At 50.5% G+C, this 14,440-nt stretch carries 11 protein-coding genes and 6 pseudogenes; 11 read left to right on the top strand and 6 right to left on the bottom strand.

The window, feature by feature from the left end:
* Positions 1-271: 271 nt before the first annotated feature.
* The 3 genes and pseudogenes from D5085_04580 to D5085_04570 form a co-directional block, all read right to left on the bottom strand.
* Positions 272-1,135, bottom strand: coding sequence for an IS3 family transposase (locus D5085_04580; protein ID QEP42472.1), 864 nt, complete (start codon positions 1,133-1,135; stop codon positions 272-274).
* A gap of 181 nt (positions 1,136-1,316) precedes the next feature.
* Positions 1,317-1,760, bottom strand: coding sequence for a hypothetical protein (locus D5085_04575; protein QEP42471.1), 444 nt, complete (start codon positions 1,758-1,760; stop codon positions 1,317-1,319).
* Between the two features lie 44 nt (positions 1,761-1,804).
* Positions 1,805-1,960: pseudogene (locus D5085_04570) on the bottom strand (transposase).
* A gap of 202 nt (positions 1,961-2,162) precedes the next feature.
* On the opposite strand from D5085_04570, the gene D5085_04565 reads away from it, so the two are divergent.
* The 4 genes and pseudogenes from D5085_04565 (at position 2,163) to D5085_04550 (ending at position 3,618) form a co-directional block, all read left to right on the top strand.
* Positions 2,163-2,360, top strand: coding sequence for a hypothetical protein (locus D5085_04565; GenBank protein QEP42470.1), 198 nt, complete (start codon positions 2,163-2,165; stop codon positions 2,358-2,360).
* Positions 2,361-2,404: 44 nt separating this feature from the next.
* Positions 2,405-2,871 (top strand): annotated as a pseudogene (locus D5085_04560) (PIN domain protein).
* Positions 2,861-3,064, top strand: a complete 204-nt coding sequence (locus D5085_04555; protein ID QEP42469.1) for a hypothetical protein — start codon at positions 2,861-2,863, stop codon at positions 3,062-3,064. Before D5085_04560 ends, D5085_04555 begins: the two are co-directional and overlap by 11 nt.
* Before the next feature lie 140 nt (positions 3,065-3,204).
* Entirely contained in the window at positions 3,205-3,618 is a 414-nt protein-coding gene (locus tag D5085_04550) for a Uma2 family endonuclease (GenBank protein ID QEP45053.1), read from the top strand.
* A gap of 27 nt (positions 3,619-3,645) precedes the next feature.
* On the opposite strand, the pseudogene D5085_04545 reads toward D5085_04550, so the two are convergent.
* Both D5085_04545 and D5085_04540 read right to left on the bottom strand, forming a co-directional pair.
* Positions 3,646-3,804, bottom strand: a pseudogene (locus D5085_04545) (transposase).
* A 64-nt stretch (positions 3,805-3,868) separates the two neighbouring features.
* Positions 3,869-5,458 (bottom strand): AAA family ATPase, encoded by a 1,590-nt coding sequence (locus D5085_04540; protein ID QEP42468.1) that lies wholly within the window; start codon positions 5,456-5,458, stop codon positions 3,869-3,871.
* A gap of 492 nt (positions 5,459-5,950) precedes the next feature.
* Between D5085_04540 and D5085_04535 the strand changes: the two are divergent.
* From D5085_04535 to D5085_04515, 5 genes and pseudogenes are all read left to right on the top strand, one after another.
* Positions 5,951-6,244, top strand: a pseudogene (locus tag D5085_04535) (IS982 family transposase).
* A 103-nt stretch (positions 6,245-6,347) separates the two neighbouring features.
* Positions 6,348-9,659, top strand: coding sequence for a site-specific DNA-methyltransferase (locus D5085_04530; GenBank protein ID QEP42467.1), 3,312 nt, complete (start codon positions 6,348-6,350; stop codon positions 9,657-9,659).
* Positions 9,660-9,664: 5 nt separating this feature from the next.
* Positions 9,665-10,156, top strand: a complete 492-nt coding sequence (locus tag D5085_04525) for a PIN domain-containing protein (protein QEP42466.1) — start codon at positions 9,665-9,667, stop codon at positions 10,154-10,156.
* Positions 10,143-10,343 (top strand): hypothetical protein, encoded by a 201-nt coding sequence (locus D5085_04520; protein QEP42465.1) that lies wholly within the window; start codon positions 10,143-10,145, stop codon positions 10,341-10,343. The genes D5085_04525 and D5085_04520 overlap by 14 nt, the downstream gene beginning before the upstream one ends.
* A 155-nt stretch (positions 10,344-10,498) precedes the next feature.
* The gene (locus D5085_04515; protein QEP42464.1) at positions 10,499-11,701 is read left to right on the top strand and encodes a hypothetical protein; all 1,203 of its coding nucleotides are present in this window, start codon (positions 10,499-10,501) and stop codon (positions 11,699-11,701) included.
* A 96-nt stretch (positions 11,702-11,797) separates the two neighbouring features.
* Here the strand turns inward: D5085_04515 and D5085_04510 are convergent.
* A pseudogene (locus D5085_04510) lies at positions 11,798-12,351 on the bottom strand (transposase).
* Between the two features lie 106 nt (positions 12,352-12,457).
* Between D5085_04510 and D5085_04505 the strand changes: the two are divergent.
* Together D5085_04505 and D5085_04500 are read left to right on the top strand one after the other, a co-directional pair.
* Positions 12,458-12,881: pseudogene (locus D5085_04505) on the top strand (PIN domain-containing protein).
* A 98-nt stretch (positions 12,882-12,979) separates the two neighbouring features.
* Positions 12,980-14,395 (top strand): hypothetical protein, encoded by a 1,416-nt coding sequence (locus tag D5085_04500; protein QEP42463.1) that lies wholly within the window; start codon positions 12,980-12,982, stop codon positions 14,393-14,395.
* Positions 14,396-14,440 lie beyond the last annotated feature (45 nt).

The following is a 14,440-nucleotide window of genomic DNA, read 5'->3' as shown; positions in this document are numbered from 1 at the left end:
TTTCGCCTATGTTGAGTCATGACGCAACAAGGAGCGAACATGACCCTCATGGCCCTTTGCCGCAAGAGCCAAGCCCTTCAGCAAGGGGGAGCTGCAAGGCGAACTGCAACCCCTAATCTAGGAACCTCCCTCCTGCACCGCGTTACCCACAGCCCGCCCCCCTACGATAATAAGGGGGTCTCCGGGGGGCGGGCTATGGATAACGCTCTGTCATTCAGCCACCACAACCGGCTAAAGCCATCGACGATAGACCCACTAGCGGCACCGTCACTCATCTCTCCTTCGCTCTATTCAGGGTTGGATAGTTGACCTCCAGCGACCCCACCCCCTCCTCCGGTAGAGCGGGGTTAATCCATACCTCAGTAGGGGGTTGCTTAACCTTGGGCTCACCATGAATAAAGCGTTTCGGATGCTGCTGATAGGCCTGCTTCAGCGCCTGTTCACGCTGCTCGCTAACCTCCTTGTAACGACCGGTAAATACCTGCTCTGGAGTGAACCACGCAATCCCTCGATGGTGGTGGTGGAAACAGTACCAGTCAACATAGTCACTAAACCATATTCTGGCATGGTCAACTCCTGTAAATCGTTGAGGATAATCGGGTTGTTGCTTGAGTGTTTTAAATTGACTCTCGCTAAACGGATTGTCGTTACTGACTCGTGGACGGCTGTGGGAGCAGGTGATCCCCAGTTCGGCCATCAAGTCGAGATAGCCTCTGGCGGTCATCGGCACACCTCTATCCTGATGCAGTGTTAAGCCACTGAGCGCGACCCGATAGCGAGCCGCTGCGTCACTGATTAACAGCTTGGAGAGCTCACTATTCTCCTTCCTTGAGACCATCCAAGCCACAATAAAACGGCTGTAGAGATCCATCACCACATAGAGATTCAAGAAGTTACCCTGCTCTGTGGTGGGAAGCTTAGTGATATCCCATGTCCAAACCTCATTCGGGCGGGTCGCCCGTAATCGGGGGATAGCGTGTGATTTGGCCGGTTTTTGAGCTCGCCGCTCTCCCGTCTGTTGATTAGCACGAAGGATCCGATACATCGTACTGATTGAACAGTAATATTTCCCTTCATCCAGCAGGCTAGCATAGATCTCTGCCGGAGGTTGGTCATAGAATCGTTCGCTGTTCAAAAGCCCCAGAACGGCTTGCCTCTCTGCCTCACTCAGCGCATTGGCTGCGACGGGTCTTGGAAGGCTCGCTCGGGGGAGACAACCGGAGCCTGTCGGCGGTAGTAGCCTGCACGCGAGAGCGCTAGGCTATCGCAAGCGGCTCTTATGCTCACCGAACTGGGGCACTCTTTTTCAACTAATCTCATAAGCTTATCTCTGTGTTCATCTGCTCCAATAAGCTGAAGGCTTTTTTTTGGAGCGCAATCACCCCTTCGGTCTGCTGTAACCGTTGGCTAAGACGCTGAATTTCCTTCTTTAAACGCTCTATCTCCTTATCTCGCTTGTCTAGGCTCGGTTTGCGACCACTCTGTTTCCCTTTCAGGCCAGCCTGCCCCTGTGCTTGCAGTTGTCGGCGCCATTTGGTCAGATGGGAGCTGTAGATCTGCTCTTTGCGCAGCAGCTCGCCTAGCTGACCCGGCTCCTTGCACTGCTCTGCTTCTGCTAGGATCCGAAGCTTCTCTTCCTCACTAAATTTGCGGTAGGAGCGCTTCTCTTCATCGGGGTCGGTAACCTCGTTGGAGGGTAAAACGGTAGTATCTTTGGGCATCGTGTATCTCCTCTGTTGCCCCCCTGATTCTACATTCATTTCTCATCAGGGGTGGTCTCAGGGTATCTTGACACTCAGGGGCACCAAACCATCACGCCATTTGCCTGACAAGCTGCTGCCAGCCAATCTTTGTAGAGCGCGTAGTCCTCCTCTTCAAAGAACACTTTCTGACGCCGGTTGCCCCGCTGAGTCACATGATGCGGAACACCGGGCACGATGATTCTGGGAAGTCTTGCCATGTCGCGATCTTACCGGACGAGATAATGAGTGTAAATGGTAAAGTGTCACCGTAATTCTTGACGGCACTCCGGATCTGGGGGATACTTTGGCGTAGGCGGTTGGATTTCCTATCCGTCACTCATCTTGAGAGTGTATGCAAAGAGTTAGGATTTAAGCCACCGATTCTTTGTACCCCTGAAGAACTACTTGAAGGAAGCACCAATGTGGAATGATCCCGTTGTTGAAGAGACTCGCAGTTTACGAAATGAGTATGCTGCGGTGCATCATTATGATATTCATGAAATTGTTAAAGATCTGAAAGAATGGGAAAAACAGGGATTTCCACTGACAGCAAATACTAACCAGTCGTTTCAGCCGACCGTTTTGCCTTCGCTACCGCTACGGCAAAACGACGGCTGAACTCTGCGTTGGGCAAAAGGTAGGTTCGAAAATTAATCGCAACAATGAAACGTAGAATATATACAGACACATCAGTAATTGGTGGATGCCTCGATGTTGAGTTCGAGGAGGGGTCTTTGTCGTTATTCGATACTTTCAAGTCAGGCTCAACAATACTCGTTATTTCAAATCTTACAATTGCCGAACTGGAATCGGCACCCCAAGCTGTTCGTGATATCTTGCTTTCTGTGCCAATAGATCATATCGAATTTATAGAATTTACTGAAGAAGCCGACGATCTAGCAGATACATATTTGCAAGAAGGCGTTGTGTCTAAGAAAAGCCGAGTGGATGCGCAGCACATTGCAACGACTACAATCAGTCGTGTAGATGTGATGTTCTTGTAAGTTGGAATTTCAAGCATATCGTGAACCTTGAAAGAATACATGGCTATAATTCTGTGAATTTAAGGCTCGGATATCCGATATTAGAGATTCGCACGCCAATAGAGGTGATAGATTATGAAGATTAAGTCCGTTGAGTTAATGAGAAATATCAGAGATAGGATGTCACAAGAAACCCAAGGTATGTCATGGGTACAAGAAAAAGAATATCTCAAGGCGCATAGCGGCAGCTTAGAAGTCTTGCTTGAAAAGATGCCCAACAAGGCTATCCACCCGACCGCTACAGTCGCTAGCGCTCCTTCCGCGTCGGGTGATGGCTAACGTTAGCTTGTAAATTCCAATGCCAAGCTATCATTTTAGATTGTAAGAACTTTAAATTTAGTCAGCGTCTCACAGACGAAATGCAAACAGGTGACATTATGCTTGAAAATACTCAGGCCACAAATACACAGACGGATAAAATGCCATCACTAAATCACAGTTATATCTGCGCACAGGTAATGCGGCAGTTATTACAGGATGATTCAATACAACCTCTTCCTGAATTGACACTGGATATTGAAAATGGGCTTACACCCGATATTTCAGTATTTAAAAAAGAAAAAATACATCCGAATTTTTTTGAAGATGTCTTAAAAGTAAAAGAATTACCGATATTGGCGATTGAAGTGATTTCATCAAGTCAAAGTATCCAGGCTATATTGGAAAAATCCAATACCCTTGTGAAATCCGGCATAAAAACCGTTTGGACAGTGGAACCGTATGGAAGAAGTATTTTTGTGGTTAATAAAGAAGGCAAAAATCTGTTTCACGAAAATATGGTGGAAAGCGACGGAATAAAAGTTGATTTTACCAAAGTATTCGAATTACGGTGACACCTTACCAATTACACTAATTTTAACTGTCCATCCCCTTACTCTGTTTGCCTGACAAGCTGCTGCCAGCCAATCTTTGTAGAGCGCGTAGTCCTCCTCTTCAAAGAACACTTTCTGACGCCGGTTGCCCCGCTGAGTCACATGATGCGGAACACCGGGCACGATGATTCTGGGAAGTCTTGCCATGTCGCGATCTTACCGGACGAGATAATGAGTGTAAATGGTAAAGTGTCACCGTAATTCCCGTAATTCAACACCCCCACAGATGCGGCTCACCTTCTGTTTCTGGTGGCTGATACCAGATTTTCTCCCCCCAGTTCACTGCACTATCGCGGTTAAAGATGACCAGGTGACTCTCTTCAGCCCCGCAACCATCGGCATAGTCGAGGGTCTGCTGTTTGCCCTCTTCGAGCAGTTTCTCCAGTTCGCCACGCTGAATTTTTAATTCAATCACAATGCGCTGCATCGGCCCGAACAGTCCCTGTTCTTCATCCAGTGGCCACTCAATAGTCAGGTCGGTACGGCGGCGACCGAGGGCATATTCCCGCATCAGGCGTCCACCCCCATTGAGTATGCGCTGTAAAAAGGCCTGCATCAGCAGCTGTGGCCCCGCCTCTTTGTAGTCAAACCGCTCCAGCCAGCTCTCGCTGTGTTCGCGGAAAAATTGCTGAAATGCTTCGAGCAGTTTCACCATATTGAGGCGGCGGTCGGGCAACAGGTACCAGAGCTGATTTTGGTGGGTGATGGAGGCTTGCAGGCCGTAGGTCAATTCACGGGGCAGCACTTCGCGATAGATGCGGTTACTAATGGTCAGCTCGGGACGGGTGCGGATCAATCCTAAATCCTGACAATACTGCAAGTCGTGATCGTGCTGTTCCACACTCTCTCCTGCGAGGATCGGTGCAATAACCCGGTGAACCCGTGGCTCCCGGAGTTTGTCAGCCAGTTGATCGAGGTGGGTGGCACGGGATCGAATCAAGCGCTCGCGTGCTTCCAGATAGTGTTTGAGAGTGATCGGCTGGCTACGGTTCCGCAGTGTCCGATCATGCCAGATAATCTCGTGCCCCAGTGCATTCACCAGCCACGGTTGGCCGGTGGTATCGAGCCAGAGTTCGGGATAGATCGCTTCATCAAAGGTTTGGCCGGTGGCATCGGTATGTTGTTGGTAGAGTTGGCGCACTTCATCTTCACTAAAATTACCCAAAGTGAGTGACTCCGCTTTGATATTAAAGGCACTTCCGCCAGTAATAATCTCCCCGTTACCCTGATGAATTCGATAATCCTTGATATCCCGCACACCACACAGCACAACACTGTGCGGAAAGGCCGCCGGGCGTTGGTTGTAGCCAGATCGCAGTTGGCGTAGCAGTGATATCAGGGTATCACCCACCAAGGCATCGACTTCGTCCAGAAACAGGATGATCGGTTTGGGGTGGTAACGACTCCACTGTTGTAACATCGTCTGTAATTTTTCGTGCGGACTCTGATTGACTCCTTGCTCGTCCAGCCAGCGGATAAGTGAGTCATCCCCTAGAAAGAGCTCCACCTGATTTGCTGTCCAGCGGCAGATAGTATCGATCCCCTCATCGACTCTGTTGCGCGCTGTCTGTGCAGATTCAACATTAACATAGAGCGCCGTATATCGACCTTCCCGATTCAGCACCTCGACCATTGCTAGCAGTGCCGTGGTTTTGCCGGTCTGGCGTGGTGCGTGGAGCAGAAAGTAGCGTTGATTGGCTATGAGCATACGGATCTCCTGCCAATCTACTCGACTCAGTGGGTCAATGGTGTAGTTGATATCAGCTTTTTGTGGGCCGGCGGTATTGAAGAATTTTTCCATAAACGGGAAATTACGGTGACACTTTACCAATTACACTAATTTTAACTGTCCATCCCCTTACTCTGTGATGGCGGGCGACCACGCTTGCCCGGTCTCAATGAGCGACCCAATGTCTTTTCCAGTTCCGCCAACGCTTGATCTCCCATCAACGGGCGCCCAGTACTTTACCCCTTTGCTAGGGCGGCTTCAAGTTCTGCGTTCGCCGGCATGTCGAGAAATTCATCAAGTCGTTCGATGCGATCTAAAAGCGGCTTGACGACGACTAAGCCATCATCCTTTCCCCTAAAGTGGGCTAAAGTACTGGATCACTTCCAATCTACGGCAGTGGCCGAAAGCTTTGCTTTAACAGGGGTCGCGATCTTACCGGACGAGATAATGAGTGTAAATGGTAAAGTGTCACCGTAATTCCCCGAATCTTGACGGCGCTCCGGATCTGGGGGATACTTTGGCGTAGGCGGTTGGATTTCCTATCCGTCAAAATCTCTTACAGGTAAGCTATATGGCGATAAAGGATATATCGGTAAGGCATTGGCCGATAAGCTATTTGATAAAGGCGTTGAACTGATCACATCAGCTCGTAAAAACATGAAGGCTAAGCTGCTTTCTCTTTGGGATCGTGCCATGCTTTCCAAACGCTTCATTATCGAGACCATTAATGACCAGCTTAAAAACATATCCCAGATTGAACATTCCAGGCATCGCAGCATGCATGGGTTTATGCTCAACCTAATGGGGGGGCTTATTGCATACTGCATAAAAGAGAACAAGCCATCTCTTAATTTATAGTGATGGTATTATCCTGATTTGGATTATTATGGAAAACATTGGAGTAATCAGCTAAAGGTTCGTATATCGGTATGCGATTGCTGTATTAGGGTGTGTAACACTACTGGAGAATCATTTGGAGTCATTAAAAGAGCAGATTCTGGCACTGCTGCCAGCCGATGGCAGTCAGGTGGGTAATCAGGCCATTGTTAGAGCGTTACGTGATGGCGGAACAGCCATCTCCGATGATGCCTATTTCGCAGTTAAAGAGGAACTTATAACCGCAGGGTTAGTCGGCAGGGGGCGCGGTAAAGGGGGGGCTATCTACCGTATTCAATCTGAACCCGCAAAAGAGTCACTCACTTTGGAAACAGAATCGGCTCCACCTGCGCAAGCGATACTCGAACTGACCGCCCCTGTTCCTCCTGCGCCGAAACCCCAAAAGCCACGCGCCACACTGAAAAAGGCGGCCAACAAGCAAAAAGCGAGCGATGAAAAGGCAGTTATCGCCTATCGCCACAGCGATAAACGCAAAAATAACCCCGAAGTGGGGATGGTGACACCGGGAAATGATGCCGATGACCACCAAACCGAATGGCACTACGATCCACACATTGATCCCTCCCTGCAATTTGATGTCGGGCGTGCCGATATCGAACAGCTGATTGATGAGGCACTGGAAAGTGGTGATGCCGATACCATGCGCGCAGCGCTGGAGGAGCTAAAACGCGCCAGCCAGCCCTATCTGAATTGGAGTGGCAAGGCCGAACGCACCAGCTTTGAGGTCGATACCGTCTCGCTGCATGTGCATGAACGCATCGACCCCGCCTCGATTTTGGCGGTAGTGAGCAAGCAGATTAAGGCGGCAAAGAGGGGTAAAAAACCTCAAAACGACTGGCGCCAGGGCGATCTCTTTGCCGCACCGTTTGAGAATCTGCCGCTGCGCGATGCGATTGACTTCTATAAACACGACAAGGGTTGGTCAAACCGACTCATTGCCGGCGATTCGCTGCTGGTAATGAACTCGCTGCTGCAAAAGGAGAGCATGGCGGGCAAGGTGCAGATGATCTATATCGACCCGCCCTACGGCATTAAATACGGCTCTAACTTTCAGCCGTTTGTGAATAAGCGCGATGTTAAAGATCGCAAAGATGAGGACTTAACCCGCGAGCCGGAGACGATTAAGGCGTTTCGCGATACCTGGGAGCTGGGGATTCACTCCTATCTCACCTATCTGCGCGATCGGCTGCTGTTGGCAAAAGAGTTATTGCATGAGTCGGGCAGTGTGTTTGTGCAGATATCGGATGAGAATGTGCATCATGTGCGGGAGTTGATGGATGAACTCTATGGTGTAAATAACTTTATCGGGATTATTTCATTTCGCAAAACGACAGGACAAACTGGTGATTTTTTGCCAGACACAAACGATTACATCATTTGGTATGGTAAAAACAGAGATACAACGAAATTTAATAACCTTTTTCAAGAACGAACGGGGTTCGGATGGGTTAACTACAACTATGTTTTGACTAAAGATGGTCAACATAGAAAACTGACAAAAAAAGAATTGACTGATCCAAAGGTAAACCTTTCTGACCAGTCAACCATTTACAGAAGATCACCTGTAACTTCTACTTCAAAAAGCGAGTCCACATCGGTAAATATAAACTTTCAATATAATATATTTTCTCCAGGAAAAGGTGGCTGGAAAACAAATCAATACGGATTTTCTAAATTAGAAAAAACCAATCGCCTTGAATCCTACGGTACAACTCTCTCTTATAGAAGGTACACATCAGATTTTCCCTATTTTCCATTTAGCAATTCATGGATTGATACCGCTAGTGGAGGCTATGGTGCTGACAAAGTTTATGTTGTTCAAACTAATGAAAAAGTAATCGAACGCTGCCTCCTAATGACCACCGACCCCGGCGATCTCGTTCTCGACCCCACCTGCGGCTCCGGCACCACCGCCTTTGTCGCCGAGAAGTGGGGGCGGCGCTGGATCACCTGCGACACATCCCGCGTTGCCCTCACCCTCGCCAAACAGCGGTTGATGACTGCCAGCTTCGACTACTACCCGCTGCGCTACCCGCAAGAGGGGCTAAAGAGCGGCTTTATCTATAAAACCGTGCCCCATATCACCCTCAAGTCGATTGCCAACAACCCTGAGATTGATGAAATCTATGCCCGAATGCACCCCGCCATCGACACCGCACTGGCAGCGCTAAATCGCAGCATCAAAGGTCACACCACCCCCTTCAAAGTGACCGAGGGCGGGCGCAAAGGCAAAACTATCGACTTCACCGCCGCCGACAGCAAAACCATGACACTGCCTTCGGGCGAAACCGCCCAAGTCAATCAACTGCTGGAGTGGGAGGTGCCGTTTGATCGGCCGGACGACTGGCCTGAAACCACTCAAGCCCCGTTTGCCGCCTTTCACGCCGCCCGTCAGGCAATGCAGAAACAGATGGACGCCTCCATTAGCGACCACGCCGATCAAGAGATCCTCTACGACCAGCCCGCCATCGACAAAAGCAAACTACGCATCACCGGCCCATTTTCGGTGGAGGCGGTGCCGTCGCCCTCGGTTAAATCGCTCGATGAGGCCCTGCCCACCACCGAAGCCGACAGCACCATCGCCCGCAGTGGTGAAACCTCTCGCCAGCAGCAGTGGCGCGATGAGCTGCTGAAAAGTGGTATTCGCGGCAAAGGGGGCGAACAGCTCAAATTTGCCGAGCTAGAGACGCTAGCGGGCACCCGCCATCTGCACGCCAGCGGCACACTAATCGATAGCCACGACCGCGTTGTGATCAGTTTTGGCCCCGAACATACCGCACTGGAACAGCGTCAGGTTGCCAATGCACTCAATGAGGCGGGTGAGCTGTTTCCACAGCCGAAGATGATTATCTTTTGTACCTTTGCCTTCGACCCCGAAGCCGCCAAAGATATTGATCACTTAAAGGGAATTACTGCGCTCAAAGCACAAATGAATCCCGATCTCTTTACCGATGATCTCAAAAGCAATAAGCAGAGTAATCAGTCATTCTGGCTAATGGGTCAACCCGATGTCGAGCTGCACCGTCTCAAAGAGGGTCGCTTTCAGATTGAGGTACACGGGTTTGACTACTTCGATCCGAAATCGGGCGAACTGAAATCGGGCGGCAAGGGCAATATCGCGATGTGGTCGCTGGATGTCGATTACGATGATCGATCACTCTTCCCCAGCCAGATCTTTTTCCCGATGGCTGGCGCAAAGGATGGCTGGAACCGGCTGAAAAAGGATATTCGTGCCGAACTCGATGAAGCGCAGCTGGATCGGTTTCATGGTACAAAATCGCTCCCATTCGAGGCGGGTGAGAATCGTAAGGCAGCGGTTAAAATTGTCGATGATCGCGGTATTGAATCACTGAAAATTATCGATCTGGTAGGGTGATGGTTATGAAACCTACCGTCTATATCGAAACATCAATACCCAGCTATCTGACCGCCCGTACCAGTCGTGATATACGCGCCGCAGCCTGGCAACAGATCACCCAAGAGTGGTGGGACGAAGCGCGCCACCACTACGAACTATTTACCTCAGAGTTAACCCTGCTTGAAGCCTCAGCCGGTCATGAGGAGGCGGCAAAGCGTCGTCTCGAAGCACTGGAAACCATCCCTGAACTGAAAATTGATAGCGAAACGCAACAACTCGCCGAGCTGATGATTACTCAAGGCGGCATACCGGCCAAAGCTCAGGCTGATGCACTGCATGTTGCGATTGCGGCACTGCATCGTATCGATTATCTGCTGACATGGAACTGTCGCCATATTGACAATGCCGCTAAAAAACCGATCATCCGGGCCATTTGCCTTCAGGCAGGTTATCACTACCCCGAAATCTGTACCCCCATTGAATTACAACCGGAGAATGTTGATGAGAGAGGATGAAATCATGACGGAAGTGTGGACGAACCGCGATAAGCTCACCGCGCATTACCACCACAATCTGAATGAGTTAGTGGCCGCGCTACAACAGAGCGCTGAGCAGCGAGGCGCTCAGTTAGTGGATCGGCGTCAGCCCGGCAAGAAACAGGCTGTTGCGGATACCAACAACGCCCCTACAACACTGAATTGAAACCAACAGTCGTCCGGCAGAGCCGGCAACTTAACAAAATAGCGCCATTGGATTAGGAGATAACTCATGCGGCAACTGAACGATGCGATTCAACTCGAATTTCGTCACAACGCTATCTACTTTGTGGCGATGGATGATGCCGGTGCGGGTGGCCGATGACACAGCCCACCTCACTGATTATTAACTCCCCATTTCAGGAGCCACAGCAGCATTGGCATCAGGATCAATCTGGCAAACTGTCACTGGTTGCCCAACGCCGAGCGGCTGGCTATGAGATTTTTGATAGCCGCCACAATACCAAACAGATTAAATCGCTCGATTTGGTTAATGAGATCCGTCAGCGGGTTGATGAGTGGCGTGCTGCCGGTTACCCCGGTGTCACTTCAATTACCCGCAAACTGCTGGAACACTGGCGCGATAGCGACACCCCAAGGCAATATCCGTTCTACTTCTGCCAACTCGAAGCGATCGAAACATTGATTTGGTGGGTGGAGGCACAGCCGCACTTCAAACAGGGCATTACTCTGCCCGGTGATGGGGGAGCATGGCAACGCATCTGCAACAAGATGGCCACCGGCAGCGGTAAAACCACGGTCATGGCGATGATTATTACCTGGCAGGTGTTGAATGCACTCACTTACCCGAAACGGAATAGGGATTTTTCCCGTGCCCTGTTTATTGTGGCACCCGGGCTAACCGTTAAGGGGCGGCTGCAGGTGCTGTTACCCGGCCATACTGACAACTACTATGATCTGTTTCATTTTTGCCCATCTGATGCGTTGCGACAACGACTTAATCAGGCTGAACTGCTGATAGAGAACTGGCATACGCTGATGCCGTTACAGGAGCAGAGTCGATCTGTGGTCAAAAAAGGCAGAGAGAGTGATGAAGCTTTTACCCGACGAGTTCTGGGCAAACTCGCTAACTATAAAGATTTGGTGATCATTAACGATGAGGCGCATCACGCCTATCGCATTAAAGCCGAGATGAAAGTGAGTAAAAAGGAGGCGGCGGATCAAGGGATTGATCTGGATGAGGCGACCCGCTGGATTGAGGGTTTGGATCGGATTCATAAGACCCGCAGAATACAGCGCTGTTTTGATCTGTCAGCCACCCCGTTTGCCCCGACAGGAAAAAAGAGTACCGAGTCGGGGCTGTACGAGTGGATCGTTTCCGATTTTGGGTTGAATGATGCGATTGAAGCGGGATTGGTGAAAACGCCACGAGTGGTTATTCGCGATAATGCGTTACCCAATACCAAGGATTTCAAACCCAAACTCTACCACATCTACCGGGTAAATTACGGTGACACCTTACCAATTACACTAATTTTAACTGTCCATCCCCTTACTCTGTGATGGCGGGCGACCACGCTTGCTCGGTCTCAATGAGCGACCCAATGTCTTTTCCAGTTCCGCCAACGCTTGATCTCCCATCAACGGGCGCCCAGTACTTTACCCCTTTGCCAAGGCTGCTTCAAGTTCTGCGTTCGCCGGCATGTCGAGAAATTCATCAAGTCGTTCGAGGCGATCTAAAAGCGGCTTGACGACGACTAAGCCATCATCCTTTCCCCTAAAGTGGGCTAAAATACTGGATCACTTCCAATCTACGGCAGTGGCCGAAAGCTTTGCTTTAACCGGGTTCATGGCGACATAGCGAAAGGCTGCCATCAAGTGAGCTTCATCCATGGCAACTGAGCCGAAGCACCCTGAAACAGATGACCTGTAACGCGAAGTCTTGCATTGATATAGGCGCTGTAACGACGATGCGTTTCCCCCACAGCCCGAGACAATCCGGTTTCGTCTGACGGTACCAGAATCAGGTGTGTATGATTCGGCATCAAACAATAGCACCAAACCATCACGCCATTTGCCTGACAAGCTGCTGCCAGCCAATCTTTATAGAGCGCGTAGTCCTCCTCTTCAAAGAACACTTTCTGACGCCGGTTACCCCGCTGAGTCACATGATGCGGAACACCGGGCACGATGATTCTGGGAAGTCTTGCCATGTCGCGATCTTACCGGACGAGATAATGAGTGTAAATGGTAAAGTGTCACCGTAATTCGCGAAAAACTGCCATGAGCAACTTTGCTTAGGTTTTTAGGAACAGATTTATGCCCGATGAGCGCTGTTTCGCCGATACCAATATCTGGTTCTACGCCTTTGTTCAATCAGAGCAGGAGGCAGAACGGCGTAAATCGGAAATCGCCGCTAACTTAATCGGTAACCGACCTGAGCTCAGCGTACAGGTGATCAACGAATTAAGCGTGAATCTGCTAAAAAAGGCATCCTATAGCGAAATCCGGCTTCAGAAGCTAGTTCGCAGCCTCTACCGTATCCATACTGTTCACGATTTGCCGCGATACCTTTCTGCTTGCTTCCCAACTCAGAGGCCGCTACGCCCTGAGCTATTGGGATAGTTTGATTGTCGCAACAGCGTTACAAAACGGTTGTCAGACCCTCTACTCCGAAGATATGCAGCACAATCAGCAGGTAGAGGGGGTATTAACCATTTGTAATCCATTTTTAACCCACTAATCTGGCTGCGCTTTATCGCCCTGCTGTTTGGCTTGAGCCTGGCGACCCGTTCCGGTAGTATGCCTTACCCCCCTTTTAACCACCATAGGCTTACGAGCATGAACTATCGACTACTGCCCCTGCTACTACTACTCATATTCCCACCGGCATGGTCAGCGACCCTGACCGCTGAAGGCTACGGCCCGACCAACAGCGATGCGCGGCGTAACGCCTTAGGGGCGCTCTCCGAATCGCTCAAAGTCGAAGTCAAAAGCTACACCGCCAGCGCCAAAAATGACCAGGGGCTAATTTATGCCAAACAGGTGAAAGAGTCATCGAGCGAGCTACCGCTGTTAGCGACCCAATTTAGCTACATCGACTTAGGTAAAGAGCAGCACTGCACCGTCACCATGGACAAAGCCGAGGCGCTGACCCAATACCAGCGCCAAATCGACAAACGGGCACAAGAGATAACCGCACTGGAACAACAGCAGCGGCAGCAGCAAAATGATGCACGCTACCACACCCTGCAACAACTCTACGAAAAGCTGGACCAAATTGACGACTACATCACCGTAGCGCTACTACTGGGCGAGCCGAGACTACCCAAACTACCGACAACCCTGCAACAGACCGCGAATGCGCTGAGAACACTCGAAAGCCACGCCCCGACGGTAGCGATTGCTGCTGGCCACCTCACCCGCGACTTACCTGCAGGGCGCTACTTTATTGAACCGGCACTGGCCTACGGCTCGCGTCAGGCGACCCCGCTCGGGCGGCTACTACAGAGCCGGCTAGAGGCAGAACTCACCACCACCCGCAAGCGGCAACAGGCCGACTACATCTTACAAGGACAGTATGAACCGCTAAAGCAGACCATTAGCGTCACCTATCGGGCGGTTGACCAAAAGGGGGTTAACCGGGCGACCCGCCAAAGCCTGTTAGCTGCAAGCGCCTACAAAGACATCCCCTATCAGCCCGACGATATCGCCTATGACCAACTGCTACAGGACGGCATGATAGAGGCCAACACCTTTCAGGCCGCGATTAGCACCAACTACGGCAAAGAGGCGTTAGCGTTTCGCGAAGGGGAGATTTACCATATTCTGGTTAAACTGAACCGCCCCGGCTACTTCTACATCGTCGGCCATATTCGCAATCAACTCTCCTACCTGTTAGAGATAAACCCGATAGGGCCGAACGAGCCGAATGAGAACCGCTTTATCGTCAGTGTCGATGCCAGCCAAGTGAATCGCTGGATAGACATCGCCCCGAGAGGGTATCGTATTACCCCACCGCTCGGCACCGAAGATTTACAACTGATAGCCTCGACCGAAAGGCCACAGCTACCGCCCTATAACCCCGAACGACAGCCCGACTACTACTTCCACCTCAAGGCTAAAGATGCCAAACAGGCGGTACAAAAGACACGCGGCTCAGTGCCCGAATTCATACTGCAACAACAACAAAAAAAGCAGCCGGTAGCCGCACCGACCGATGAAGACACTCTCACCTTTGTGACCCATAAGCCGTAGGATGAGATGATAAAACTGATGCCCCTGAACCCCTTTCGATACCTG

This window comes from Ectothiorhodospiraceae bacterium BW-2, from assembly GCA_008375315.1.
Lineage (GTDB): Bacteria > Pseudomonadota > Gammaproteobacteria > Thiohalomonadales > Thiohalomonadaceae > BW-2.
The sequence above is the reverse complement of the archived record's forward strand: the minus strand, read 5'-3'. Positions and strand labels throughout refer to the sequence as shown.

Bases quoted from the DNA above. Each gene is read 5' to 3' on its own strand.
- D5085_04540 (QEP42468.1), bottom strand. From the start codon at position 5,458: ATGGAAAAATTCTTCAATACCGCCGGCCCACAAAAAGCTGATATCAAC.
- D5085_04500 (QEP42463.1), top strand. From the start codon at position 12,980: ATGAACTATCGACTACTGCCCCTGCTACTACTACTCATATTCCCACCG.
- D5085_04575 (QEP42471.1), bottom strand. From the start codon at position 1,760: ATGAATGTAGAATCAGGGGGGCAACAGAGGAGATACACGATGCCCAAA.
- D5085_04565 (QEP42470.1), top strand. From the start codon at position 2,163: ATGTGGAATGATCCCGTTGTTGAAGAGACTCGCAGTTTACGAAATGAG.
- D5085_04550 (QEP45053.1), top strand. From the start codon at position 3,205: ATGCCATCACTAAATCACAGTTATATCTGCGCACAGGTAATGCGGCAG.
- D5085_04555 (QEP42469.1), top strand. From the start codon at position 2,861: ATGAAGATTAAGTCCGTTGAGTTAATGAGAAATATCAGAGATAGGATG.
- D5085_04520 (QEP42465.1), top strand. From the start codon at position 10,143: ATGAGAGAGGATGAAATCATGACGGAAGTGTGGACGAACCGCGATAAG.
- D5085_04515 (QEP42464.1), top strand. From the start codon at position 10,499: ATGACACAGCCCACCTCACTGATTATTAACTCCCCATTTCAGGAGCCA.
- D5085_04525 (QEP42466.1), top strand. From the start codon at position 9,665: ATGAAACCTACCGTCTATATCGAAACATCAATACCCAGCTATCTGACC.